24 protein-coding genes are annotated in these 26,007 nt (G+C 35.4%); 2 read left to right on the plus strand and 22 right to left on the minus strand.

What is annotated here, in order from left to right:
* Window positions 1-38: 38 nt before the first annotated feature.
* The 4 genes from GRFL_RS13250 to GRFL_RS13270 form a co-directional block, all read right to left on the minus strand.
* Complete coding sequence (locus tag GRFL_RS13250) at window positions 39-878, minus strand: hypothetical protein (protein WP_083645081.1); 840 nt, start codon at window positions 876-878, stop codon at window positions 39-41.
* Window positions 878-1,435, minus strand: coding sequence for a conjugal transfer protein (locus GRFL_RS13255; RefSeq protein ID WP_423738279.1), 558 nt, complete (start codon window positions 1,433-1,435; stop codon window positions 878-880). Before GRFL_RS13255 ends, GRFL_RS13250 begins: the two co-directional genes overlap by 1 nt.
* Window positions 1,436-1,470: 35 nt before the next feature.
* Window positions 1,471-3,873 carry a TraG family conjugative transposon ATPase gene (locus GRFL_RS13260; protein WP_083645083.1) on the minus strand — a complete coding sequence of 801 codons (2,403 nt, stop codon included), beginning with the start codon at window positions 3,871-3,873 and terminating at the stop codon, window positions 1,471-1,473.
* 307 nt (window positions 3,874-4,180) lie between these two features.
* A complete protein-coding gene (locus GRFL_RS13270; RefSeq protein ID WP_025743366.1) occupies window positions 4,181-4,468 on the minus strand; it encodes a hypothetical protein in 288 nt (95 codons plus the stop codon).
* Between the two features lie 154 nt (window positions 4,469-4,622).
* Between GRFL_RS13270 and GRFL_RS13275 the strand changes: the two genes are divergently transcribed.
* The gene (locus GRFL_RS13275; RefSeq protein WP_236995798.1) at window positions 4,623-5,294 is read left to right on the plus strand and encodes an N-acetylmuramoyl-L-alanine amidase family protein; all 672 of its coding nucleotides are present in this window, start codon (window positions 4,623-4,625) and stop codon (window positions 5,292-5,294) included.
* A 196-nt stretch (window positions 5,295-5,490) separates the two neighbouring features.
* Complete coding sequence (locus GRFL_RS13280; RefSeq protein ID WP_139839259.1) at window positions 5,491-5,916, plus strand: hypothetical protein; 426 nt, start codon at window positions 5,491-5,493, stop codon at window positions 5,914-5,916.
* Window positions 5,917-5,918: 2 nt separating this feature from the next.
* On the opposite strand, the gene GRFL_RS13285 is transcribed toward GRFL_RS13280, so the two are convergent.
* The 18 genes from GRFL_RS13285 to GRFL_RS13365 form a co-directional block, all read right to left on the minus strand.
* Window positions 5,919-6,581 (minus strand): P-loop NTPase family protein, encoded by a 663-nt coding sequence (locus GRFL_RS13285; protein ID WP_083645087.1) that lies wholly within the window; start codon window positions 6,579-6,581, stop codon window positions 5,919-5,921.
* Window positions 6,578-7,264 carry a hypothetical protein gene (locus GRFL_RS13290; RefSeq protein ID WP_083645088.1) on the minus strand — a complete coding sequence of 229 codons (687 nt, stop codon included), beginning with the start codon at window positions 7,262-7,264 and terminating at the stop codon, window positions 6,578-6,580. Before GRFL_RS13290 ends, GRFL_RS13285 begins: the two co-directional genes overlap by 4 nt.
* 7 nt (window positions 7,265-7,271) lie before the next feature.
* Entirely contained in the window at window positions 7,272-7,550 is a 279-nt protein-coding gene (locus GRFL_RS13295) for a helix-turn-helix domain-containing protein (RefSeq protein WP_083645089.1), read from the minus strand.
* A 276-nt stretch (window positions 7,551-7,826) separates the two neighbouring features.
* Entirely contained in the window at window positions 7,827-8,678 is an 852-nt protein-coding gene (locus GRFL_RS13300; RefSeq protein WP_083645090.1) for an RteC domain-containing protein, read from the minus strand.
* A 130-nt stretch (window positions 8,679-8,808) separates the two neighbouring features.
* Window positions 8,809-9,405, minus strand: coding sequence for an HD domain-containing protein (locus tag GRFL_RS13305; protein ID WP_083645091.1), 597 nt, complete (start codon window positions 9,403-9,405; stop codon window positions 8,809-8,811).
* Window positions 9,386-9,874, minus strand: a complete 489-nt coding sequence (locus GRFL_RS13310) for a hypothetical protein (protein WP_083645092.1) — start codon at window positions 9,872-9,874, stop codon at window positions 9,386-9,388. The genes GRFL_RS13305 and GRFL_RS13310 overlap by 20 nt, the downstream gene beginning before the upstream one ends.
* A gap of 14 nt (window positions 9,875-9,888) precedes the next feature.
* Window positions 9,889-10,605 (minus strand): VIT1/CCC1 transporter family protein, encoded by a 717-nt coding sequence (locus GRFL_RS13315; RefSeq protein ID WP_083645093.1) that lies wholly within the window; start codon window positions 10,603-10,605, stop codon window positions 9,889-9,891.
* A 1-nt stretch (window position 10,606) separates the two neighbouring features.
* Window positions 10,607-11,773 carry an efflux RND transporter periplasmic adaptor subunit gene (locus GRFL_RS13320; RefSeq protein ID WP_083645094.1) on the minus strand — a complete coding sequence of 389 codons (1,167 nt, stop codon included), beginning with the start codon at window positions 11,771-11,773 and terminating at the stop codon, window positions 10,607-10,609.
* 2 nt (window positions 11,774-11,775) lie between these two features.
* Window positions 11,776-16,113 carry a CusA/CzcA family heavy metal efflux RND transporter gene (locus GRFL_RS13325; protein WP_083645095.1) on the minus strand — a complete coding sequence of 1,446 codons (4,338 nt, stop codon included), beginning with the start codon at window positions 16,111-16,113 and terminating at the stop codon, window positions 11,776-11,778.
* A gap of 443 nt (window positions 16,114-16,556) precedes the next feature.
* Complete coding sequence (locus tag GRFL_RS13330) at window positions 16,557-17,930, minus strand: sensor histidine kinase (RefSeq protein WP_083645096.1); 1,374 nt, start codon at window positions 17,928-17,930, stop codon at window positions 16,557-16,559.
* Window positions 17,927-18,595: a response regulator transcription factor gene (locus tag GRFL_RS13335; protein ID WP_083645097.1), complete on the minus strand. Its 669-nt coding sequence runs from the start codon at window positions 18,593-18,595 to the stop codon at window positions 17,927-17,929. Before GRFL_RS13335 ends, GRFL_RS13330 begins: the two co-directional genes overlap by 4 nt.
* Before the next feature lie 247 nt (window positions 18,596-18,842).
* Complete coding sequence (locus GRFL_RS13340) at window positions 18,843-19,556, minus strand: bestrophin family protein (protein WP_236995799.1); 714 nt, start codon at window positions 19,554-19,556, stop codon at window positions 18,843-18,845.
* The gene (locus GRFL_RS18390) at window positions 19,507-19,752 is read right to left on the minus strand and encodes a bestrophin family protein (RefSeq protein WP_423738278.1); all 246 of its coding nucleotides are present in this window, start codon (window positions 19,750-19,752) and stop codon (window positions 19,507-19,509) included. Before GRFL_RS18390 ends, GRFL_RS13340 begins: the two co-directional genes overlap by 50 nt.
* 313 nt (window positions 19,753-20,065) lie before the next feature.
* Window positions 20,066-20,521 (minus strand): heme-binding domain-containing protein, encoded by a 456-nt coding sequence (locus GRFL_RS13345; RefSeq protein WP_083645098.1) that lies wholly within the window; start codon window positions 20,519-20,521, stop codon window positions 20,066-20,068.
* Window positions 20,522-20,545: 24 nt separating this feature from the next.
* Window positions 20,546-21,910 (minus strand): APC family permease, encoded by a 1,365-nt coding sequence (locus tag GRFL_RS13350; RefSeq protein ID WP_083645099.1) that lies wholly within the window; start codon window positions 21,908-21,910, stop codon window positions 20,546-20,548.
* Window positions 21,911-22,037: 127 nt separating this feature from the next.
* Entirely contained in the window at window positions 22,038-24,338 is a 2,301-nt protein-coding gene (locus GRFL_RS13355; RefSeq protein WP_083645100.1) for a multicopper oxidase domain-containing protein, read from the minus strand.
* An 18-nt stretch (window positions 24,339-24,356) separates the two neighbouring features.
* Window positions 24,357-25,202 carry a carbonic anhydrase gene (locus GRFL_RS13360; protein WP_083645101.1) on the minus strand — a complete coding sequence of 282 codons (846 nt, stop codon included), beginning with the start codon at window positions 25,200-25,202 and terminating at the stop codon, window positions 24,357-24,359.
* On the minus strand, window positions 25,195-25,995 hold the full coding sequence (locus GRFL_RS13365; protein ID WP_158091643.1) for an AlbA family DNA-binding domain-containing protein: 801 nt from the start codon (window positions 25,993-25,995) through the stop codon (window positions 25,195-25,197). Before GRFL_RS13365 ends, GRFL_RS13360 begins: the two co-directional genes overlap by 8 nt.
* Window positions 25,996-26,007 lie beyond the last annotated feature (12 nt).

The raw sequence follows: 26,007 nt of genomic DNA on the forward strand, positions 1-26,007 counted from the left end.
CTATGATTGATAATTGGCAAATGTGCTTTAAGCACTTATCAGCCTGTAAAGAGTTTAAAAGTGAACGAGGTCGCTCGTTTATATAATTTGAATTTTAGCAATACAATAAATCCGATAGACCCTAACTGTAAAAGCGGTGCGAAAAAATTGCTTCCCCAATCCGTACCAAATAAGTCGCTCCAGAAATTGGTGTTGATTTCGGTGTAAAGATTATTCACGAAAACATTGACCAGAAAGAAGGCTGGCACTAACATATAAACACCTGCATACAACTTGAAAAAATTGTATGCCAACGACCTAAATTTTTCAAAAACAGCCAAACTGATGACCAATGGAAAAAAAGCTTGCATTATGCCCAACAAAAAGAATCTCTCTGCAAGGAACAAGGGGTAAATGAACAAATCCAAAAGCCAGAGAAATATTCCGGCAATAAAGGATAGTATTTTTAAGCCGTATAAAGGTGTAACTAACGCTTCATAAAGCATTGCCATTGCTTTTTTGGCGGCATCCCAAGCACTTACATCCTGTTCGATGTCAATATCTTGCATTTGTAAAGGAAGAAGTGCGGGTGCCGTGTCCCGATATTGGTTTTCGATAGCCACCAATATAGTGTCGAAAACGCCCAATACCTGTGTGGAAAAAATGACCAAAATCACTATTGCAAAGTTTTTTGCCAGTTCCGCAGGGGTCAAACCCCAAGTATAGCCTTCATTGTTAGCAACGCCTTCATTGTACTTTTTTAGGATGTTGATGAGAAAGAACAATATGGCCAAGGTCTTCATTCCGGCAATAGTATATTGCGAGAAATCACTATTTTTTATCGTTTGAAAAATAGTGTCCACATATTCTAATCCTATGCCTAAAAAAATACCTGACATTAGTAATCGGTTTCTCGGTTATTGATTTTGTGCTGCATTTCTCTAAATTGAATAATCTCTCGATAGCGTCTGGTTTTTGCCTCAATTTCCGCTACCATTTCCTTGGATTCCAGTTCTTTTTCTTTGAGGACTTCGGCACGTTCGGCATCGGTCATTTTCAGATTGTCGCTGGACAGTATTTGGTCGATATATTCCATACCAGCCATAGAGTTTTGAAGGATGGCATCAAAGGAATCTGAAATGCGGGTAACTTCGCCAGGCTTGATAAAAGGGGAATTGAGGATTTCCCTCAAATCATCCTGTACAACATCATACAATCGTTGGTTGTTTCTTGCCAGTTCCCTGACTGCTTGAAGTTGCTTGATGACGTTGTTTACCTTATCGATATTTTCCTTTTGTGTTTTAAGGAATTTTACCGTTTTCATTAAATTGGCAGTCTGTTTACCGGATTCCAATAATGATTTTACAAAAGAGATAAAGTTTGTGTTGTCATACACAGGCATCCCCTGGCCCGAAGCCTTACTTCCAATTAGCACTACAAATAGTGCGGATAACATTAGATTTCTGATAGTGTGTCTCATAATTTTTATTTTTAAGAATTAATAAATATTTTAATGGCTTTCTCCATATCTTGATGTTTTTCAAAAAGCTTCATAATGTCTTCGCTTTCTTTGCCATCCGTGAGGTAAGCAGCAAAGACTTCGGGCGGTACTTCCAATCGGAAAATGTTGCTTTCCTTTCCTATTTTGATGAACATTTCGGTATATTTTCGTGTTCCTGTAAGGTTGTTACGAATGGATTTTAACTGGTTTAAATCGTGACTGGACAGGTTGAGCCTGTTTTTTAATTCGGTATAGCCTTTTTCATTACGAAGGCTGTAAATTACTTGGGTGTTTTCAAGAATGCTTGCCGATGTAGAATTGTTGGGTAATTGGTTGATGGATTGCAGAATGATACCAATTGCGCCATTCTGTTTTCGAATCGCTTGGTAGTAGAATTCCACACTTTCCAGTACATTTCCGAATTTGAGTTGTTTGGCAAACTCGTCGAATAGGATGATTCCCCTTTCGGCTTTATTTCTCCAAATGGTTCTTTGAATGGCAGATTTAATCAGCTTCAACATTACGGAAAGGATTTCCTTGTTGTCCTTAACTTCATCGAGTTCAAAAACGATTAATCTTTTATCTTCAATTTTATAGGTCTGGTCTTCACTCACGTTGAACAAAAAGCTATACAAACCATCATCTACATATTCTGAAAGGATGTGTAAAAAATCATAGATGTTGAAATGTTGCTCTTGAATATGCAACTCCTTTAAGAGAGTGTCCTTTTTAGCATCGACGAACTGGTACAGGTTTTCAAGGGAATGTGTACTATCTACATTCTGTAGATAGTAATATCGAAGCACTTTTTTGACTGCAACTTCTTCAGCTTTTGTAGTTTCCTTTCCTGAAGCTAAAAGTTCCAAAAGGAAGATTGCCAAATCTTCCAATCGCTCTGGTGTCAAATCATTGACATCAGAAATATAGAATGGATTGATACCCAAATTTTTTCCCTGTTCATAGCGAAGGATGATATGGTCGTTTGGATAGAGCTTGGCGAATTTTGAATATGAACCACCTAAATCAATAATGACCAGTCGGACGCCGACCTCGAAGTACTGCCGTAGAATATTGTTTGCCAAAAAGGATTTTCCTTCTCCCGTAGGTGCAAAAATGGCAAAATTTCGAGCCTTGATGCGTTTCTTCTTTTCATCCCACACATCCTTTAATACCGGAATGTTATGTTGCCTATCATTAAAGATGACACCTTTGGCATCCGATTGATAATTGGTATTGTTGATATACAGGCAAAGAGCGTGTTTTAAATCGGTTACGTATAAATCCTCATTAGAAAAATTGGAAGTAAAACAGCAATATGAGTTTAAGAAATATTGCTTGCGTTCTTCGCCTTTTGGATAATAAGGCACTATATCCAATTCTTTGAACTCGGTTTTTATCTTTGAAGCAATTCTTTCTAATTGTGCTTCATCTTTATCCCAGAATATAATATTTAGATGACCCCTAATAATTCTTGAACTATCGTCCTCATTGATTTTGGTAACAATGTCTTCAATCTTCTTTAAGATGACTTTGTTCTGTGTTCCAAAATTGGAACTCTTTTTGAGTTCTTCAATTTTCTTGTCCAACAGCTTTCGCCATTTGTGCTTATCATCCAAATAAATGATTTGGTTGACAATATGATTTTCATTGAGATTCAACCCTAATCCGTCAATAAATCCTTGGTGGAATACAAAGTCGTCCGAAGTAAATTTATCATTGGTCTTGCTACTCTGAATCACATCGCCATAACACAATTCGCTATTGATGGCCAGCACATCAAAATGATGGTCGCCAATTTCAATATTCGCTTTTTTCAATTGAATGTCGGTATCAAATCCTTCGTTGAATCCATTAAAATAAGCATTGGTCAATGACAGGACTTTATCGATACCCAAAGGCATCAATGACACTTTCCGGCTGTTATTTACAAAGGAAACGGCATCGTTAACAGAAGCAATAAATTCCTGAACGTTATGGTCCATTTGCTTATGAATGCCCTTTTCGACCTTGCGGAATGGGTTGGTAAACTTCGGTGCGTTCAAAGCTTTATTGTGCGGAAGTATAAAGAATAGGTAAGAAGAGTGTTTAATGTATTCCCGACCTTTAAAATAATCGTGTGTGGCACGTTGCAAAAAGCTTTTGTTCGGAAGTTCTTCCGCCAAATATTCAGCTTTCTGATAGATGTCCTGTTTGTGGATAACCGTGGCAATAGGCAATGATTTAAACGCTTGAAACCACGAACCGTGAATATCCTCAAAATCTTTTTCCGCGAGGGAATAGATTTCAGGATTGTCCACTTGATAGCCCAATACCACATTGCCGTTATTAGCGAACAGGATATGGTCTTGAATATCCAAAATAGGATGATATGCTGATAGGTTAATTTTCTTCATATTGGTTATTAGTTAAATGCCCATTATGGGCCTTCATAGTACAGACGACTTCCTTTTTTGTTACTAATTGTTTGTGGGAATACCTTTTTGATGTGCATCAATGCAGGGTTTTTGGTAATGTGAGTCAATACGATATACAATACACCGTTCAATAGAAATACTGAAATGATAACAGTAAAGCTGAACGAAAAGATGATGAACAGCAATGAACTGATAACAACGGTCATCATTAAAGCGAACAATGATATGGGCAGACCCATTATCACGGCTCGCTTGCGTATGTTTTTATAGACCTCGAATCGTTTCATTACACTACGATGCTAATGAGATACGTAAAGATGCCCACTACTGCTCCCGCAATCAATACAAAGACCAATACTCGGGTAATGCCTTTTTTTAAATCGGCATTTTCGCCAAAGAAATGTCCGGCATTGAATAGGAAGCCAATTAAAAAAATAACACCCAGAATAATGGGGAAAATGGTTCGAATAGTATCAGAAACATCGTTTACGGAATCTTCGATACCACCGATTTGTGCAAAGGTTGTACTTGAAATAAGCAATGATAAGATGGTTACATAATGTGATTTTTTCATAATCAAAGTGATTTAGATTTTACGTCAATTTTGATATTTGAAAAATAGTGTATATTACGACACAAATAACTGATAATCAGCAAATTGTGAATAAAATAAGTTTTGATATCAATTGTTTTTATTTGATGCGAATTGGTATCAAATTTTATGAAAATTGAAAAGTGCTATGTTGATAACTCTAAAATTTTGGAAGTGGGTAACGCCCAAAAACGTCAGTTTTGTGATTTTGATGCTACAATTCTGTGTGATTTTCGGTCAACAAAAAGTCATTATCATCGACCCTGGACACGGTGGAAAAGATACTGGTGCAATCGGTACAAATAGTATTCAAGAAAAGGATGTATCGTTAAGTATTGCCAAAGAGATTATAAGGCTAAATGAAACCCTCTTAAATAACGAGTTTGATATGTATTCGACCAGATATAAGGACACTTTAATTTCCTTAACTGATAGAAGTCGATTGGCTGAAAGCTTAAAGGCTGATGTGTTTGTATCGTTACATTGCAATGCCTCTAATACATCGGCAAAAGGAATGGACGTTTACGTGCATAATACCAACGACGAAGAAGTATTTATAAAGAAATCTATCGGAATGGGATTGTCCATTTTGGAAGAAAGCACTCTGAAATTGGGCTTTAAAAAACGAGCAGTTCGATTCGCAAATTTTCAAGTGCTACGTGAAAATATCGAAATTCGCCCTGCTATACTCATCGAAATGGGCTTTATTTCGAGCACCGATGAAGCGGACTATTTTTTAAAGCTTAAAAATATAAGAGCAATGGCCTTGGCTATTTTAATGGGATTGTATAACTATTTAAATATTTAATTATGAAGGAAATATTTATGGAAATTGTAAAGAGTTTGAGGGAAGTAATTTTCTCTTTTTTTAGGGAAGTTGTTATTGTTTTTAAATCATTCGCTAAAAAATAACCAATGTCTTTTTGTATGTAAGACTTAAATTTTTTCAAGTATTTTTCGTAAATTAATGTCCTAATTACGTCAATAAATGGCAAGTTAAAAAAATGAGAGCAATTGCAATTTTCTTTTTAAATGTCCTTCAAAATACTTTGGGGATGGCCTTTGGTTGGTTGTTTAAACCAAAAACCAAACAAAATTCTTGCAAGGCTTTATCTGATGTAGAAAAAGTAAAATACCTTGAAAAAAGAAGACAATACAAAGGCTATAAAAAACAATGGCTATATTATAGATGCAGGGAAGAAGGTTTATTGGAAACCTATCACAAATTGTTCGATACTGAAGTTGAGGGACAAGATTCTGGAACGAAATTTAGTTTCGGTAAATATAGAGGGGAATATGTTGAAGCTATTTGGGAATTTGATAAAAAGTATGTCAATTGGCTTTCCCAACAAGATTGGTTGGCTCAATATTTGGATGAAAGCGATATGATTCACGAATTGCTTCATTTAGAGGAAGAAAACCAAAACTAGATTTAATCTCTTTTATCACGACTACTCTTATCGAAAGCAACCAAATTAAATAATTGTCGCATTCTTGAACGAACCCTATTCCCGTAACGTTCCTCCAATTCTTTGGCATTAAGGTTTGTAGTCGCGTGGGTCTTAATTTTGTGGCTTAAAAATAAATCATAGCGAGAAAGTATGATTTCGCCCATTACATTACAGTCCTTACCAAAATGCCTTCCGGTTGGTTCTACGCCCAAATCATCAAAACAATAAAATCTCTTATCGCCATAATTTTCAATAATGGTGTAGCCAATATTGTTAAATGCAAAGGCAATGTTTCGTGTGGGTATAACCTCATACGATTTCTGATGTGGCACAATATGACGTAACAATTTCATTAAACTGGTTTTTCCGCAACCAACGGGACCAGAAAGTAAAATGCCTTTATTTATGTCGATATTCAATTTTTTGCAATTAGCTTCATCCTTGATGTAAAAATTACAGAGTTTGTAAACAATATCGCGGTCTTCCTCAAAAATTTTAAATTTTTTGCCAAATAACAGTTTTCCTTTGGCATTGAGGTAAATGAGCATTTTATCAAAATCATAAAGCATTTGATTGTCTTTCAGTTCTCCCAATGAATATTGAACGCTACCCTCGATAATGATATGTGGTTTGTGGGGATTCATAAGGGTTCATTGTAGTTTTTGTTGGAACTTGTCTTTAGGTTGTCCGTATTTTGGCTAACTGCGACCATTGTTTTTTCTTCTTTTATCTCGTCCGCTTTTAACATCCAGTTGCGAGCTGTGGCGTGCCAATCGACAATTTTTGTTTTTCCACCTACTTTCCAACCGATACCTTGGTAGTGGTTGTAAAACTTTTTTGCTTCCAATTCTGGCCAATTTTCCTTTTCAAAAAAATCAATGACTTCATTTTCATTTTTTGGCTGGTCAAGTTTAGTATCATTTGTATTGTTTTTTCCTGTTTGTATATGTTTGTTTATAGATACCACCGCTTGTCCATTGCTTGTCCCGATATTGGTAGGGTTTTGGTACAGAGCTTGTCCATCACTTGTCCCAAAATTGAACATCTTGATTCGGCTACCTTTAAACGGATTGTGTGAGGGTTCGTACAATAGGTATTTCCAATGGTGCAGTTCTTTGATGCAACGATGGTAAGTTGTTTTTGACCCAATCTTGGAAAACCGCATCGCTTCTTCTCGGTTGATATAGAATTCCATTGGAAAGTGATAGTTATTCCACAACTGGAATAATGCCACGTATAAACTGATGTGCGTGGGATTTAAACGACCGTCTTTTGAGAATTGTAAGAATACGGCGTTCAAGTGCTTGATGTAATTGACCTGCTCCAAAACGATTTTAAAATTTGTTATGAATTTTGTTATTTTCCATTACGCTCATTATTTCTTCATAATCGTAATAGAGTACACCGCCAACTTTGGTGTAGGGTAATGTGCCATTGATTCTTAAATTCTGTAAAGTGCCGGAAGAGATTCCCAAAAGTTTTTTTATTTCAGGGGATTTTAACCACCTTTTGGTAATACGGCCAGATTGGCTGTTGAGTAGTTCCTTGATATCATCGAGCAGTTCCAGTTTGAACTCTCGAAGGTCGTCTGTGGTAATAATACTTGTAGGCATAATAGAACGGATTAGAAGAAAGGGACTACCGTTTTGCTTTCATCTAAAATGATAGCCCCTGACCTGATTTGACTTTCGTTCTACAAAATTGGGGTAGTTTGATGGATTTTATTCACAAGTTATGGCTACTTGGGTGTTTTTTTTCTCTCATTTTCAATGTAATACAATAGTGGGTTTTGGTACTTTCCAAAAAAAATACCCTATCTAAAAACCACCAAATAAAATAAGATTTTCCTCAAAATGAGAAACACCCAAGTTGAACCATCTTGGGTGTTTTTATTTTACGTTATCAGTATCATCCATCCTTTTGGTCAACTGCTTTTTCAGTATATCCAAAAATTTGGTTCTGCCATTTTTACGCATCCGTATTTCCAGAAAGGCTCTGTAATAATCGCCCAAGTCTACTTTAAATGTTTTTTCAACAAAATAGGCAATATCTTTAATGTCAACAGTACCATTGTTGATGACATCTGTACTGTGCAAAGCGTAAATCAGTTCTATTAAATATATTTTATGGGCTGTCCAAGTAATTTTGGTTTTCCTTTGTAACAATCTTAAATTTGTATAATTGTTTGTATTCTCCAATTTATCAATTTCCCGTTTTAACTGTACAATCAAAAGGTCGTAGGCTAAAATTGTGGCCACGGTGCTATCGTGGCTTGTTGCAAATTCTTCATCTACAAAAAAATGAAATGAATCTGGGAATAACCGAATATCTGCCTTACCTCTTAAAAAATATTGTTCATCAAATACAGTAGCTTCCCTACGGTAATAATGGTAAAAATCGAGATTGTCGTTAAAGTAGGTTTGAAGTTTTTCAATATTACTGTTCAAATATTTTACTTGAGATTTATTACTTCCCCTTGGTCTTTTGCTTTCAATGTTAAATAGTTTAACGTAATAAATGAGTTTACTGTAAATTTTTGGTTTAGTACATTTAAAAAAAAGTATTTCCTCTAACTTGGTTTCAAATTCATAATCGATAATGATACTTCTAATTGTTTTAAGGGTTTGTTTTGAAAGTTTAATCCCTTTTTCGGCTTTCACTAATATATCTTCTTCTTCTATTTCAAGAATATCAAGGTCATTGTCTAATTCTTTTAATATGTATTCGTAATCTGTCGCCATTCTTGCACTGGTTAAAAAGCTTTAATCTATAACATTCGTTACATTATAGTAATTGTACATTTCGGGACCGAATTAAGCAAACAGAAAAAGAAATGTGAGATATACATAAAAGTTTTGGAAGTATCATTTTTCATTGTAATCGTATCAATTGTTTTATTTTATCTAAATTTTCCTGTTTCCCATTTTCCAAAATCTCTCTGCCATATGTGGTCTTGAATCTGTGCTCTTCCAAAAAATTAATGTTAAGCATTTGCCATTCATCATCTGTCATAGTTATATCATTAAACAGTTCCCATTCTTTTCGTAAGAGCATATTCTTGTATAAAAAATTAGTTGTTCCCAAGTGGAACAAATCGGCATCACAAAGCACTTCGGCATAAATATCATTTGGATTTTGGGGCATCTTTGTAGCTTCTATACAAGAGCATACCATCTCAATTTCTGCTTTAGTACAATTTGCCTTCTCCATATACTGTGCGGCAAACCTTTTGCTTACTTCTTCGTGCCCTTTATAAATTTCCGAATAGCCAGTATCGTGAAAACAAGCTGCAATAGCTACAATTCCTGCTTCTTTTGGCTGCACTCCTATCGCATCAGAAATCAAGAATACATTATCAATTACCTCTTGGGTATGGACAAGATTGTGAAAAGGCATATGCTTGAATTTATCATTTTGAAGTATGTCTGAACAATACATCGCAATACTTTTAATTGTCAAGGCTGTCATGGTTCGAATCTAATTTAATAATACTGGTGTCGTTCCTAATTTCTATATGGGTTATTTCTCCACCACTTGTGCCAACATATTTAGAAATAACAACACAGCCAATAGATAATAGCAGAACCAGAGCATAACAGTATTTGACGAATACGAATTTTTTGAATTGAAAAAATAGGGTCAATAGCGATGCACTGCCCAGAATCAACATCATTGTAAAAAAAATGTCCGCTAATTCTTCGTGCTTATGTATAAGAGTCTCGCTAATTCCAGGTAGATTCTTTACTATGTTTTCGGCCCCTCCACCAGTATAATAGGCTGCAATAGCCATTAAGGTGCTAAAAATGAAAATACCCAACGCCGTTGTCTTTACTTGAGAGCTTTTTATAATATAACCTGACAGTAATACCAAAAAACCAATCAACACTCCTACAATGGGCATATGATTTATTACTAAATGAAAATGTGCGTCGTTCATAATTTTATTTTTGTTTAAGAAACATTCACATTAAACAAGTATCCAACTAATGCGGTTAGACCCATTGCGACAGTTCCCCAAAATGTGATGCGAACAATTGCTTTTGCTATACTTGAACCTCCAGTTTTAGCTGCTAATGCTCCTAAAATAATAAGGAAAAACAAAGCAAAACCGTAAATAGAATATTCCATACTGTTTAATGGAAGAAAGAGTGTTACTAAAAATGGAAGTAATCCTCCAATAGTAAATGATGCTCCTGAAGCAAGAGCAGCTTGGATAGGTTTAGCTTGACTAATTTCATTTATACCTAATTCGTCTCTGATATGTGCGCCTAAGGCATCGTGCTCTGTTAATTCTTTAGCGACAATTAATGAAGTTGTTTTTTTCAACCCTCTTTTTTCAAAAATTTCAGCTAATCGCTGTAATTCGATGTCTGGCATATCATTCAGTTCCTGCTGTTCACGCTCAATGTCAGCTTTTTCGACATCTGTTTGTGAACTTACCGAAACATATTCTCCTGCTGCCATGGATAAAGCACCGGCAACCAGTCCTGCCAAGGTTGCCAAAATAATAGGTTCTCGTGTGGCACTTGCAGCAGCAACACCTATTGCAAGACTTGCTGTAGATAAAATGCCATCATTAGCTCCAAGTACCGCTGCTCTTAACCAATTACTTCTGTGAATGTAATGGTTGTCTAAATAATTGTCTTTTTCTTCTGTTTTTTGTTTCATCTTACTCGGTTATTAAGTTATAGACACCTTTAGTTAAGAATTCTGTATTCGCGTCAAAATCATCGGCATTTACTATTTGTATGAAACCATTATTGGTAGCTCCAATTTTAACCAATACCTTTTTAAAGGTCGTGTCGTTTTCTTTAACTAAAACAAAATAATCATTATCAATATTAGCAACAGCTTCAACTGGTAATGCCGGATATTCCGTTGTTGTGGTCAAAATTTCTCCTTCGATATACATTCCTGGGGCAAATAACTTTGTGTCACTTTCATTAACCAAATCGCCGTGAACATTTACCGTTCTGTCTTGATTATTAATTGCCTTATTTACTAAATGCACTTTTCCTTTGTACACATTACTCATATCGTTTTGCAATCGCACATTGATGGGTTGTCCTTCTTTCACCATTGGAAGGTCTTTTTCAAAAATCTTCAACTCAATATGTAAATTATCTGTATTGGTAACCGTAATGGCTACATCAGAAGGATTTAAATACATTCCTTTAGTAGCATAGATGGTCGTTGCATAACCCGATAAAGGCGAAGGTACGCTGATGACCGAACGAATATTTTCACCAGACAAGGTATTTGGATTAATATTCATTAAGCTCAATTTCTTTTTCAGCGATTGGTATTGCGCCAAGGTTACAGTATATTCCGATTCTGCTTTTAGGAAGTTCTTTTTGGATGTCACATTATCTGCCATCAACTCTTTTTGACGTTCATAGTCCGACTTTAAATAATTCAAGCGTCCTTTGGCTTCTAAAAAATCTTGTTGCGCTTGTACATATTCAGGATTTTCAATGGTAAATAAGGTCTGACCTTTTTTTACTGCATCTCCAAGAAGCAAGCTGATATCCTTTACATATCCAGCAAAATAAGCACTTACATCGGCTTGATTTTCTGGCGGAACGGCAAACATACCATTGGCTTTTACTATGGTATTAAATGGTTGCGTTGTTATTTTTCCAACTTCCATATTACCCGATGTAAACTGGGTTTTTGTTAGCGTAATTACATCTGGATTTTCGATTTCTACAGATGAATCTTCATCGGCAACTGTAGATTTTTCTTTTGAATTACAAGAGGCTAAAACCATTATTGCGAACAATAAAAGCCCCTTGCCGTATATAGAACTCGATAATTTGTTACTTATATTTTTCATTATTAATTGGTTAAATAGTTTAACTCTAAAACGGTATTGTTATACTGCATTAGATTTTGTAAATAGTTGATTTCGATATTTTTTGCACTCTCCAAAAGCTGTACATATTGCAAGAAATCTATCTCGCCACTTTGAAATGCTTTTGAAGCGGTTGTTGTTAATTCTTTAGAAAGCGCTCGTCCTGTATTTTCATAATAATCGACAGTTTCTTGGTATTTTTTTAAATCAGAATGTAAACCATCATATTTTGATTGTAGTTGTATTTTATAATTCTCAAATTCGTTGGCTACAATCATTGTTTCCGTTTTTGCTGCATTGATTTTGGACTTGTTTGCACCAAACCATAGTGGTACAGCTAAACCCACCTGAAATCCGTTATAATTTCTCGCGTTTACACCATTGTTTGTTCCTTGAAATACAGATAAATTTATATCTGGCAACAGTTTTTGCCGTTCTAAAGAAAGTGAGGATGCTGCTAATTTTTCTGCTGAATCATAATACAACATCCCGGGATGCTCTGTGATATTCAGTGCTTTTAATGTAAGTCTTGGTAATTCATCTTCAGCAACCGTAATTAAGGAATCACTTTGTACCCATTGATTGAGCATTGTGTACGCTTTTGAAACATTCTCTCGTGCTTGTGCAAGTGCAATGGCTATTTCTTTTTGTTTGGTTTCTGCCGTTAGCTTTTCCAATAGATTGGTTTCGCCAACCTCATATCTTTTTGTGGCGGCTTTGGCAAATTGACCATACAAACTATCGAGATAGGTATATTGTTTCACCAGACTATTGCTGTAAACCACTTCATAATAGGCTTTATAAACTTCTTTGGTCAAGGCTCTTTCATTAAGTTTAAATTGCTGTGTGGTCAAAGCCACTTTTTGTTTTTCAACTTTGCGTTGCGCACCATAAATTGTTGGAAATTGAAGTGATTGACTCACACCAAAAACTCTTAAAGGCAAGCCATTCTCCGCAATATTGTTTTGGTCATAGCTATAGTACACCTGTGTTTTATCCAAATTAAAAGCACTGCCTACCAATTGTTCTGACTGATTGACTTTTTTAGCTGATGCCTGAAGGGAATTGTTATTTTCCATAGCCAATTGCACCACTTGTTCAGCACTCATAGGTTGCTGCTGTGCTTGACCAAAAAATGGCAAAAAGAACAAAAGCACTATACTCAACGCTTTTAAGTTCACTTTGGTTTTCTTTTTAGGATGATGCCCTTTTCTATCAAATATGGCATATAAGATAGGCAGTACTACCAGCGTTAGAGCAGTGGCAGTTATTAAGCCACCTACCACCACAGTGGCTAGTGGTCGTTGCACTTCGGCACCAGCAGATGTTGAAATTGCCATAGGTAAAAACCCTAAAGCTGCTGCTGCTGCTGTCAGTAATACTGGGCGTAATCTATTCTTAGTTCCCATTAATATTCGCTTATTGATATTGTTAACACCGTGTGCTTTTAACTCCTTAAATTCTTCAATCAGTACAATACCGTTTAGTACTGCAATACCGAAAAGGGCTATAAAACCAACACCTGCCGAAATACTGAACGGTAAATCCCGAATGTAAAGTAACATGACGCCACCAATGGCGGATAATGGGATGGCACTGTAAATCATCAAGGCTTCCTTTACAGAATCGAAAGCGAAGTATAGCAAGATAAAAATCAGTATTAACGCAATTGGTACAGCTACTTTTAATCGTGCCGTTGCTGTTCTTAAATTTTCGAATTGTCCGCCGTAGCTTATAGAATATCCTGTTGGTATCTTAACCTCTCTTTCAATGATGGCTTGCACATCTCTTACCACCGATTCTAAATCCCTGTTCCTCACATTTACACCTACCACGATGCGTCGTTTGGTATTATCCCTAGAGATTTTTGCAGGCCCTTTGGTATAGGATATGGTGGCAAATTCACTCAATGGCAATTTTGTGCCATTAGGTAATGACACCGAAGCTGTTTCTATATTTTGGATGTCTTTTCTATGGGTATCGTCAAAGCGAAGCACTAAATCGAACTGCTTTTCCCCCTCAAACACATTTCCCGCCGGCATTCCTGCAAATCCCATTGTAACAACCTTATTTAGATCCTCGATATTCAATCCATATTTAGCGATTTTCTGACGGTTGTACTTTACAGACATTTGTGGCAGACCTGCCGTTTTTTCTACAGAAATATCTGCAGCTCCTTCCACATTTTGAATCGCCTTTTCTATCTCTAGTGCTTTTCTGTAGAGTACATCTAAATCTTCACCAAAAACCTTTATGGCCAAATCTGCTCTTACTCCTGTAATCAATTCATTAAATCGCATTTCAATAGGCTGGGTAAATTCAAAATCCACACCTGCAATTTCGTTGGATAAGGCTTCTTTAAATTTATCTGCCAATTCGTCTTTAGACTCGGCAGATGTCCATTCGCCTTTAGGTTTCAATTTTATAATCACATCACTTTCTTCCATAGACATTGGGTCTGTTGGCACTTCGGCAGCACCAATTCTACTTACCACCTGTTCAACTTCAGGGAATTGCTTTAGTATTTTTTCTATTTTGGTAGTAGCTTCAATTGTCTTACTTAAAGACATTCCTGTTTTTAAAACTGGTTGAATCACAAAATCACCTTCATCTAAGGTTGGCACAAATTCACCACCCATTCTGGTAAATAGAAAACCTGTGAAGATTAGCAAGCCCACAGCCATTGCTAATACTAATTTCTTTTTGCGCAAAGCCCTGGTAATAATTGGTTGGTATTTATTTCCTAAAAAGGAAATCAATCTTGACGATATGGTTTTCTTTTCTGTGTTTGATGGTTTTATGAACATTGAAGCCATTACAGGAATGTAAGTAAAGCAAAGTACCATAGCCCCAATAAGTGCGAAGCAGAATACCAATGCCATTGGGCGAAACATTTTTCCTTCTACATTTACCAAAGACAGAATCGGTATGAAAACGATGATGATGATTAATTGCCCAAACACCGCAGAATTCATCATTTTTGAAGCACCTTGGTAGGTGATATCATCAATCAGTCCTTGCCTTTCTCCTTTAGGAAGTGCTAATAATTTGGCACGCTGGCTAGTGATTTTAAAGGCGATAAATTCTACGATGATGACCGCTCCGTCGATGATAATACCAAAGTCGATAGCTCCCAAACTCATTAAGTTAGCATCCACTCCAAAAATGTACATTAGCGAAAGTGCAAACAATAAACACAACGGAATAACCGAAGCTACAACCAAACCAGAACGTAAATTTCCTAAAAGTAATACCACTACAAAGATTACGATGAGACATCCTAAAATGAGGTTTTCGGCAATGGTAGATGTTGTTTTGGCTATAAGCTCGCTACGTTCTAAAAATGGGTTGATTGAAATTCCAGTCGGTAACGACGCTTGAATTTCTGCTACACGCTCTTTGACAGCTTCAATAACCGCATTTGAATTGGCATCTTTAAGCATCATTACTTGCCCGAGTACTTTTTCGCCTTCTCCATTTCCTGTAATTGCTCCAAAACGATTGGCGTGACCAAATCCTACATTGGCAACATCTCTAACATATACAGGCACTTGGCCTTTACTCGTTACAACAATATCTTCTATGTCTTTTACTGAGGTTACTAAACCTTCTCCTCTTATAAAATAACTTTCATTAATCTTTTCGATATAACCACCTCCAGCAACACTGTTGTTTTTTTCGAGAGCGGTAAACACATCAAAAATTGAAACATCCATAGCACGAAGTCGCTCAGGGTTTACAGCAACTTCATAGGTTTTTAAGTAGCCGCCCCAAGTATTTACTTCAACAACTCCTGGGATTCCGGAAAGCTGACGTTTTACAACCCAATCTTGAATGGTACGCACATCTGATAGTGAATATTGGTCTTTATATTTGGCATCAACGTCGATTACATATTGATAAATTTCTCCAAGACCTGTAGAGACTGGCCCCATAAACGGCTTACCAAAGCCTGCCGGAATTTTTTCTTCAGCACTTTTTATTTTCTCTGCTATAAGTTGTCGTGGTAAATAGGTGCCCATTTCATCATCAAACACCACGGTAACAACCGATAGCCCGAATTTTGAAACCGAACGGATTTCCTTCACTCCAGGCAAATTTGCCATTTCCAGTTCTACGGGATAGGTCAAGAATTTCTCAACATCTTCGGTAGCTAAATTTCTGGAAGTTGTAATAACCTGTACTTGGTTGTTGGTTACATCGGGAACTGCTCCAATAGGGATATTTGATAGGGAATAAAAGCCAAATCCCACGATTCCGGCAGTAAATAATAGTACAATAAGTTTGTGATGAATACTGTACTGGATAATGCGTTCTAACATTTTTTGGTGGTTTATTAAGAATAATGGTCAAATGTAGCAGTACTACCTAAATGGATTCTAAATGGTTTCTTAAGATTGGCTTAAGAATTTTTATTCTCAAAAAAACAAAGGCCTTGAGAGTTCTCAAGACCTTTGCAGCTATTAACCAATAAACACCAACCAAAAATTCAAAGGTTAATGGGGGAATCTATTTTTCCTTTTTCAATAGTAATGTTCAATTGTTTCTAATACAGTTATAAATGTAGCGATGTAGTTTAAAGATTACCTGAAAATTTTCTTAAGATTGGCTTAATTGTTTTAAGAGATATAAAAACCAAAGCCTTGAGAAATCTCAAGGCTTTTACTAACCAACCAAAACTATCAATCAAAACTATTTTAATCAATTGTTATACAAAGCTATTGTAGCCATCTAATAATTTTCTTTGCTTATTCTTAAAATTGGCTTAAAAGATAATAGTGAAAGTTGTCCCTTGCCCAAAGTCGCTTGCTACTTCAATCTTAGCATTAATAGCATCTGCAGCCTTTTTTGCTATAGAAAGCCCCAAACCATTACCTGCAATATTTTTATGATTGAGCGCATCAGACCTGAAGAAATTATTGAACACATTATCCAAATCTTCTTTTTTGATACCGATGCCTTCATCTCGAACTTTGCAGATTATGTTAGCATCTAATAGGGTTATTAAAATATAGATATTAGTAGCATCTTTGGCATATTTTACGGCATTACTAATAATATTTTCCAATATTAAATTGCTAAAATATTGAGGTACTAAAGTTTCATTTTCAATTTCATTTTTAAAATTTATTGAAAGCTTCTTTTCTGATAGTTGCTTTTTGTGTCTTGAAAGGATTTCATCAATGACGGTTGCCAGAGGCACCGAAGTTTCATCAGCAGCTTTTGAACTTGTATCCAGTCTTGCCAACAATAACAATTGCTCTAATGTCGCAGTCATTCGGTCTATTTCTGTAAGACTGAATTTGATTTTCTCTTCATATTCACCTCGTTCCCTTGGCTTGCGAACCAACACCTCTAATGTGCCTTTTAAAGTTGCCAAAGGTGTACGTAATTCGTGCGAAGCGTCTGACGTAAACTGACGCTCTCTTTCCATTGCATTTTCGATACGTTGTAACAAATCATTAATTCCGGAAGACAAATCAAAAAGTTCATCTTTATTTTGGGGCAATGCAACGCGCTCGTTTAAGTTGTTCCGTGTAATTCTTTTGGTTGTTTTGGTTACGTTTTTAACAGGTATGATACTTCTTCCTGCAATATATTTTGATATAAAATAGAGACTCGCTAAAAGAAGTAAATACACTAACAGCAAAATATTTCTTAGATTAAGCAGTACCATTTGTGACGCTTCTAAAGACATTGCAGCTACTATAAAACCTTTTATTTTTCCATTTTCCTCTATGGGTAATTGAACTTGTCTAATGGGTTTGTTATTTAAAATTTCATTGTAATGTCCACCATAGTTAGATTGTGGATGAAATTCGAGCTCGTTTTCTTTAAGGTTTGGCGATTTATCCATAAAGGTCCCATTCTTATCCAATACTTGGATAAAAACAGGATTTACCTGAACTTCTCTATGTTCTTTTTCTTCCCACTCTTTTTTGTTTTTTATTTTGATGCTATCTCCAACGACTTTCATTTCTCCGGTATGCTTTTCCGCTTCAAAAGAAAGGTCGTGGTCTATATTTTGATACACCACACCTTTGACCACAAAATAGACAGCTGTAAATGCCACAGCCATAATGATTGCCGTGGCAATCATATAATGTAATGCTATTCTGTTCTTAAAACTTAAACTCATATTTCCTTTGCAATATAACCCACACCTCTAACCGTCTGAATGTAATTCTCATCTTTTCCTAACTTCAGTTTCTTACGAAGTGCATTGATAAATACATCAATAACACCTGTATTATAATCGAAATGGATATCCCAGACACTTTCTATAATCCGAGACCTTCTGCACACCATTCCCTTATTGCGTATCAAATGTTCCAATAATGCAAATTCTTTTTGCGTTAAGCTTATTTCTTCATCACCTTTAAACACTTGATAGGTTGAAGTATTTAAAGTAATAGTACCAATTTTAAAAATGGAATGTTCCCCTGTTTTGGGGCGTAGTTGCACCTTGATGCGTTCTAATAGTTCTTCAAAATGAAACGGCTTTTTTATGTAGTCATTAGCGCCAGATTGAAGACCAAAAATGGTTTCATCAAGAGTGTCTTTGGCTGTTAAAAAAATAACGGGTGTTTCTTGGAACTCCTTTCTGAATTGGCGACAGATTTCGATACCGCTAATACCTGGTACCATCCAATCCAGTAATAAAAGGTCGTATTCTCCAGTAAGTGCCAGTTCAAGACCTTTTTTGCCTTCTTCGGCTATATCCACAGCATAGGATTCTTCCTCAAGGCCTTGTTTGAGGAAGTTAAAGATACCTGGTTCGTCTTCTACTATTAAAATTCTCATTGCGCAAAAGTTACAATTTATTATTAAAGAAGTATTATACCTTTCTTAAGAATTGCTTAAAATTTAATAAAAAAATAGATTTGATGGGGCACTATTGTGCTTCGTCAGTTCTTTATAATAAGACCTGAAACTTATCTTCAGATAACAATACATTAAAATTAAAATAGTGGAGTTATAATCTTACAAACCCACATAGATTGTTGACTAACAACATACCGTCTTCTTTCTTGTGTGAGATTATTTTGCCTTACATTATATAGAATTTTTCTGGTTTAAATGGTTCTGGTATTGTTTCATCTTCTATAAGTTCCTTTAAATTTATTTCAATAGTTCTAGCTATGGATGTTACAGCTGTGTCGGTTGGTTGGTTTTCAAAAGGATCTTGTATTTGATACGCTATTTTTTCTAAAAGAAAAAAAGGAATTGCAATCGCAATTAATAATGGTATATGTATAAAGTCATGAAATTCAGACAATGAATTAGACATGGACAAGGAAAGTAAAATCAAAAACAGATAAATGAATAATCTTAAAGTTAACCTATACGTTTTTGGGAAAAACGTATTTTTTATACGCTCCGATCGCCCCATAGAAGTACAAAGCCTTTGCATTGTACTTTCTATCTGAATCTCGTGAAACTCACTAATCATTTCTTTTTTACGCAATTTTTTTAGATCATCGTAATGCAAGTCTAACAACATCACTGGTATATTGCTTTTATCGTTCACAAGAATATACTCTTCTTCTGATATAAACTCTTTCGAGTATTTCATTACCTCTTGTCTGCGTAGATTTTGACCAAGTGCATAACACCATGAAATTTGACGATATGCCATTTTGTTCAGAATGATTTTTCCAGCCTCATTATCTGCTTGAATAAACGTTTTAAGCTGCATAACTAGAGACCTGGAATCATTCACAATGGCACCCCATATTTTTTCTAGCTTCCCACCACCTATCATATGACTGGCTCAATTTAAATGAGAGAATCAAAGAAATTGATGTGCCAAAAAAAGCACTAAAAGAAATGGGTAGTTTAAAGTCTATAAAATTGGAAGAAATTAAATGTATGACGGTTGCAAATGCTGAAATTATCAAAATATCAACAATAATCATTTTAAAGGGATAGTAAAGTGGTATTCTTTTATTTATAATCATGATTTTCTAAACTTGTTATACTGTTAGCTTTTAAAATTTATAAAAGAGGAGCAACCACAACTGACCTTTGTTTTTGCTCTCCATAGTTTCACACATATAGGTAAGTTCCAACCTTATTTTATGAGTAAAAACATAACCCAGTCCTACAGCGAGCCAATCACAATCAAATAGTATAATTCCCCCGATATTAGGACAGTAAGTTAAGTTTAATTTTTAACCTTAAATTTACTGTGTCATGAGTAGAAGAACTAATAGAAATGGGATGCATCTGAATATTCAATTATACATAAGGAGAAACCTTGTTTCGTTAGGTCTATTTTAAGCTGTCCTTTAATTTTGACATCCAATTAATTACCACCTTCTTCTCGGTTTTTGAAAAAGAGGCATCTCTATGGATTAAAGTATAAGAGAAGAGTGGCATGCCGTCACTTTCGATTTCACTAATAATGGACTTCAATTTGCTGTTTTTCTTTCTATTAGAATATGTGCCCCATTCATTAAAATTAAGTTGTGATTTTCCTTCTACAACATGGCTTTCTAAAAACCAAGCTACAGGTTGCACTTTATTGTACCAAGGATATGCAGTATTATTACTATGACAATTATAGCAGCTAACCTGCAACTTATTATTTATAGTTTTTGGTACGTTATTAACAGTCATAAAATCAGATTCAGGAATTGTGTCACTTTGATTGCGCATTGTGGGCACAAATTGGATACCAACAAGTACAATTAATAGTACAAGAGCAATTTTTTTTAAAATTTTCATTCGCCAAATGGTTTATTAATAGAGTTAATTTTGTCTTTGGTTCTTTGTTTCCATTCCCATTTCCATATTACCTTCATCATCTGTATGCGACTTCATAAAAAGACGTTCCGCAGCAAATATTAAAATAATTCCGATTGCTGCAACTATAAGCACCACTGGGTCGTTGAGATATTTTAAATATAGAAAGGCAACGAGTACGGCTACATCCATTATAATGGCTATTAACGGGATGATAGGTTGAAATTTCACGTCCTTTTTTAAGTGGCGGAAAAGCCCCCAATGAATGGCTATATCCATTATTAGGTAAAAAATAGCCCCTATAGAAGCAATTCTGGTTAAATCAAATAAGGCAGTCAGTATTATGGCAAGAGAGGCTGTAAATATGAGGGCAGGATTCTTAAAGTTTCCTAATCCTTTTAAGGAAGGCACTTGTTTCATATTGCTTAACATTCCCAATAAACGTGATGCTGAAAACATACTCGCTAAAACGCCTGAAAAGGTCGCTACAATTGCGATGCCTATGGTAATCCATAAACCCCAATCTCCAAAGACAGGTTTTGCAGCTGCTGCCAAGGCATAATCTTTTGCCTTAATTATTTCAGGGATGCTTAATCCTCCTGCAACAGAAAGTGCCAATGCTACGTAAATAACAGTACAGATTAGAACAGAATACACAATAGATCGACCGATGTTTTTATGAGGGTCTTTTATGTCCCCACCTTGATTGGTTATTGTTGTAAATCCTTTATAGGCAAGTATTGATAAAGCCAATGCGGCTACAAAGCTGAACCCTCGTGGCAACGCTTCGTAATTATTAGGAATATAATTTCCAGTAATATCTGCAATCCCAGAAATTATTAGACCAGCAATAGCTAGCAACGCAATACCAGCAACCTTAATAATTGCTGTAAAAGTGGCGGTTGCTCCAATAACTTTATTGCCTAAAATATTTAATATATAGACAGTTACCAAAAGTAGAATGCCAAGAATGGATGCATAACCAGCAAAACTTTCGGGAAATAGGCGAAGCGTGTAAGCTCCAAAAGTACCCGCCACTAAACTTTCTGAAACCACCATTGAAACATACATCAATAGGGAAAAGACACCTGTTGTCGTCCCTGGGCCATACGCTCTATTGAAGAACTTAACAACACCTCCAGAGGATGGAAAAGCGTTAGAGAACTTTACATAAGAATATGAACTGAACCCTACTACAATGGCACCAGCAATAAAGGCAATTGGGAATAAATCTCCAACCAACTCCGCTATTTGACCCATAAGTACAAATATTCCAGCACCAATCATAACACCGGTCCCTAGAGATATGGAACCGATTAGGGATAGTTTATTATCTTCTTTTATGGGATTCTCTTTTAAAGGTTTTTTCATTGCGTTGATTTCTCAGGTTATATTTTAAATATGTGTACTGGCAGTATTCTCTAAAATATTTACCAAAAAAGCTACGATTAGCAGTAACACTGCCAATTCTGTATAATTGCTAAGTACATACAATTTATTAGAATCGAACAGTCAAACCAGCACCTCCTCCAAAACGACTATCGTAACTTGCCATTAAAGAAAAATCTCTAGATAAAAAATATTCTGCACCAGCACTCCATAAGGACTCACCTTGAAAATTATTACCATTGGGCAAAGTATTTACCCACCCAAAATCAAAAGTATATTCATAGTACCCGAAAGCCGAAAACTTTTTAAATAACATAATATTCCTCCCAATACCAATTCTAGGACGTAATTGACTATCTATTCTAGCATCTAGAGAAAATAGATATGGAGTTAAAAAACGGATTCCTGCTACAGCAGTTGTGGTAAAACTATCATAGCTATCACGTGTTGCATTCTCTATATTAACACCACCAAAAACACTTAGATAGTCATAAAGGTATCTTTGATACGTAAATTCTGCTTCCATATTTTTGTTCCAACCAAACTCCGCACCCAAGTTAAATTGATTTCGAATATCCGAACTAACTAAGTTGATACGCCCTAAATTTGAAGCAGCATCAACAATTCCCCAAGTAAAAAATTGATCAGTATCAGCAACTGCAGTAGATGCTGGAAATTCCTTCATACGGGGATCTCTTGGTGTTCCATAACTTACAACACGAGCCATTCCTGCCTCAAGATGATATAATATATGACAATGAAAAAACCAATCGCCATATTCATTACCATAAAACTCTATGGTAATCTTAGACATTGGCGGTACATTTACCGTATGTTTTAGGGGGGAATACTCCCCATTCTCATTAATAACCCTAAAAAAGTGACCATGTAAGTGCATAGGATGATGCATCATAGTAAGGTTATTAAATGTAATACGAGTTACTTGATCGCCTTCAATCTTAATTTTATCTGCCTCTGATAGTGGTATTCCGTTCATACTCCAGATATAACGTTGCATATTCCCAGTAAGATTGAGCAAAATTTCTTTAACAGGCACATCCTTATTATATGCGGTTTTATTGGGGGATTTTAAATAGTCATAATTATATTCTGAAAAAGGATTCATCCCTTTCATGGAACTCATTTTTGGTTCTTTTTTCATGTCCATTTCACCTTTCTTCATATTCATGTTATCCATGTCGTCATTAGGTTTATTTACTTTGCTATCCATTGGCATCTTGCTCATTTCCTTCATAGCTTTGCCGTCCTTCATTCCCCAATTTGCTGCCATTTTATAAGGATCATCAATGTTTGGCCTATATTTTAATGCTGGTGCTCCCATCCTCATTTTCATTTTCGCTATCTTTTGCATTAAGGCAATTTTATCTGGTTTTGGAACTTCTGGGGCTGGATAGATTTTTCCACTTCCAAGAAAGGTCGATGCTGTTCCTGAACCATCTTGGGACGTGATTTTGAATTCTATTTTTCCATCTTGTGGTATTGTTACTATATAATCATAAGTTTCAGCAATACCTATGAAGGTCTTGTTATGCTTAACTGGCACTACATCTTTTCCATCTGCCGCTATCAAAATAGGGTCTTCACCACCAAAAGTTATCCAAAAAGAAGTAGAAGCCCCACCATCAATAACACGTAAACGTACTTTCTCTCCAGGTTTAAACTCTGGGTGTTCGGAGGTTTGCTCACCGTTAATTAAAAATGCTGGATAATAAATATCAGCTATATCAGCACTATTCATACGTTGTTTCCAAAATTTTAATTGGGCACCCAATGCTCCTCTGGCAATCACTTTATTTAGAGGCGTAGAAGTTCCTTTTCTTAAATTATACCATTCAGAGCCTCTTTTTAAATAACGCAGAACGGTTTTAGGTTTTTCGTTAGTCCAATCAGATAACATTACAACCAATTCTTTATCATAGTCTAATGTTTTTTCTTTGGGTTGTATAACTATAGACCCATAAACCCCACTTTGTTCTTGTAAACCAGTATGGGAATGATACCAATAAGTTCCATTTTGTTTAATAGAGAACTCATAGGTAAATGTTTCCCCTGGCTCAATAGGCGGAGTTGAGATATAAGGTACTCCATCATAGAAGTTTGGCAATAATAATCCGTGCCAGTGAATTGAGGTTTCCACATCCATATTGTTTTTGACATGGATTATGGCATATTCACCTTCAATAAACTCTAGGGTAGGACCAGGTATTTGACCGTTAATTGTCATACCCATAACATCTTTTCCTGCTTTGTTTACAATCTTTTGATCGATGGTCAATGTATATTCATGTACAGGAAGATTTTCAACATTTCCTTCTACAGACATTTCATCGATTTGTGCTTGTCCAATAAGTCCTGCACATAGAAATAGTGTTAATAATAGTGTTCTCATAGTAAATAGTTTTAAAGTTTAATTAGTTGCTGAGTTTGTCGCCAAAGGCATTATTTTATTTATTTTTCGACCATTCAAGGGTTGTATATCACGGTAATTGTTTATTGGCATAGAAATACTTAACATTTTTATTTGCTCTTCAGAAACACTAATGGGTTTTTCTAATACAAACCAATTAACCTTTTCTGTGCAAGGGGGTGTTGTTAATGAACCTCTATAGTTGTAAAGCGCACCAACAATACTTTCATTTAGTGCATAACTTAATTGTTGAGATTTGTTTACGGTCTTTGTTTCTCCTTGTTTTAAAGGAAGGAACTGTCCTAAAAACTCAAAAGTTTCGCTGGGATCACCTTGTTGTGCCATTATTGCAAATACCAGATATTCACCACTATCCTTATCATAATGAACCATATGTAGCTCTAATGGGTAGCGAACTCCATTGATTGTATGCTCAGAAGGTGAATGAAAATGAAATTGTTTTAACAAATATTTTCCACCGTCATAGATCATAATGTTCTCATTAGAAGTGAAATTGTATTTAATTGTATGTCCATTATTTTTAACAGACTGAATATCCGTTGCATTTTCGTAATGAAAATCAGAAGCCTTAATATCATTGGTAATTAGTTCTGAATTAATTGTATTTATGTTTATTGGTGATTGATATTGACCACCACAATCTGATTCCTTTTCTAGTTGAGTCCAGAATTCGGGTCCTGATTCACCTGAATAGCTCCACTGTTCGGTAGTTTTTTGTTTTGACAATTCTTCATCAGTGTTTTTACCTTTTTTGTTTTTACTGGAATTATTGCATGCGATTAAAAATAAACTTAGCAATATGGTGATAGATAGTAACTTATTCATATTTTCTAATTTTTAAATATTCAACGGTTTCCTTTACTGTGAGTGGGTTGGTTGAATTGCCGGTTCTTAAATAAAAGGTGGTTTTATTTGAAACGGACATGTAAACAGGTTCTTTAGAGCTGTTTATGTGTATAACACATATAAATTCATCATTAATCTTAGGAAAATCAATATGGCACAAACTGCTAAATTCAGCACCAATATAAGTGGCTATTATCTCATAGATCTTACGCTCGTAACCATCTGGATTTTTATGCTTTAAAGTATTCATATCTTTTTGTAAACCAATAATATCCAAATTATCGGCCACACCAATAATTAGCTTACCTCCTTGAGCATTCATAAAACCAACTATGGTCTTTGCAATTACCATCTCTAAATCCTTGTTCGTTGTTTTTTTTAGAAAATCATACCTTATTGATGCTTTAAATTCAACATAATTATTCTCACCGTTTTTAATGAGAATTAAAGCATCAGCATTTAAAATGCGGTGTTGCCTCTGGATAATGACCTTTTCATGGAGGATATTAAACCAGTATAGACCTGATATTAAGCCGAAAATTATTCCAACAACAATAAATATATATGACATAGGAAGCATTTCAAAAGAAAATGTCTTTGACAAAATACCTCCCATTGTACTTAATAATTCATTTAAAGTATATTTTTCTTGTGCGCATTCAAAACCATAGATAGCCATTGTTAAAGGGTGTAGGATGAAATAAAAAACAAGCAGTCCTAATAATATATGGCTTGATAATACTTTAACTATTTTGGTTTTTTTTAAAATCATAAAATTTTGGTA

Source organism: Christiangramia flava JLT2011 (assembly GCF_001951155.1).
Classification (GTDB): domain Bacteria; phylum Bacteroidota; class Bacteroidia; order Flavobacteriales; family Flavobacteriaceae; genus Christiangramia; species Christiangramia flava.

Coding starts and splice junctions, on each gene's coding strand:
- GRFL_RS13250 (WP_083645081.1), bottom strand. CDS start 878: ATGTCAGGTATTTTTTTAGGCATAGGATTAGAATATGTGGACACTATT.
- GRFL_RS13255 (WP_423738279.1), bottom strand. CDS start 1,435: ATGTTATCCGCACTATTTGTAGTGCTAATTGGAAGTAAGGCTTCGGGC.
- GRFL_RS13260 (WP_083645083.1), bottom strand. CDS start 3,873: ATGAAGAAAATTAACCTATCAGCATATCATCCTATTTTGGATATTCAA.
- GRFL_RS13270 (WP_025743366.1), bottom strand. CDS start 4,468: ATGAAAAAATCACATTATGTAACCATCTTATCATTGCTTATTTCAAGT.
- GRFL_RS13280 (WP_139839259.1), top strand. CDS start 5,491: ATGAGAGCAATTGCAATTTTCTTTTTAAATGTCCTTCAAAATACTTTG.
- GRFL_RS13285 (WP_083645087.1), bottom strand. CDS start 6,581: ATGAATCCCCACAAACCACATATCATTATCGAGGGTAGCGTTCAATAT.
- GRFL_RS13295 (WP_083645089.1), bottom strand. CDS start 7,550: ATGCCTACAAGTATTATTACCACAGACGACCTTCGAGAGTTCAAACTG.
- GRFL_RS13300 (WP_083645090.1), bottom strand. CDS start 8,678: ATGGCGACAGATTACGAATACATATTAAAAGAATTAGACAATGACCTT.
- GRFL_RS13305 (WP_083645091.1), bottom strand. CDS start 9,405: ATGACAGCCTTGACAATTAAAAGTATTGCGATGTATTGTTCAGACATA.
- GRFL_RS13310 (WP_083645092.1), bottom strand. CDS start 9,874: ATGAACGACGCACATTTTCATTTAGTAATAAATCATATGCCCATTGTA.
- GRFL_RS13315 (WP_083645093.1), bottom strand. CDS start 10,605: ATGAAACAAAAAACAGAAGAAAAAGACAATTATTTAGACAACCATTAC.
- GRFL_RS13320 (WP_083645094.1), bottom strand. CDS start 11,773: ATGAAAAATATAAGTAACAAATTATCGAGTTCTATATACGGCAAGGGG.
- GRFL_RS13325 (WP_083645095.1), bottom strand. CDS start 16,113: ATGTTAGAACGCATTATCCAGTACAGTATTCATCACAAACTTATTGTA.
- GRFL_RS13330 (WP_083645096.1), bottom strand. CDS start 17,930: ATGAGTTTAAGTTTTAAGAACAGAATAGCATTACATTATATGATTGCC.
- GRFL_RS13335 (WP_083645097.1), bottom strand. CDS start 18,595: ATGAGAATTTTAATAGTAGAAGACGAACCAGGTATCTTTAACTTCCTC.
- GRFL_RS13340 (WP_236995799.1), bottom strand. CDS start 19,556: ATGATAGGTGGTGGGAAGCTAGAAAAAATATGGGGTGCCATTGTGAAT.
- GRFL_RS18390 (WP_423738278.1), bottom strand. CDS start 19,752: ATGATTATAAATAAAAGAATACCACTTTACTATCCCTTTAAAATGATT.
- GRFL_RS13345 (WP_083645098.1), bottom strand. CDS start 20,521: ATGAAAATTTTAAAAAAAATTGCTCTTGTACTATTAATTGTACTTGTT.
- GRFL_RS13350 (WP_083645099.1), bottom strand. CDS start 21,910: ATGAAAAAACCTTTAAAAGAGAATCCCATAAAAGAAGATAATAAACTA.
- GRFL_RS13355 (WP_083645100.1), bottom strand. CDS start 24,338: ATGAGAACACTATTATTAACACTATTTCTATGTGCAGGACTTATTGGA.
- GRFL_RS13360 (WP_083645101.1), bottom strand. CDS start 25,202: ATGAATAAGTTACTATCTATCACCATATTGCTAAGTTTATTTTTAATC.
- GRFL_RS13365 (WP_158091643.1), bottom strand. CDS start 25,995: ATGATTTTAAAAAAAACCAAAATAGTTAAAGTATTATCAAGCCATATA.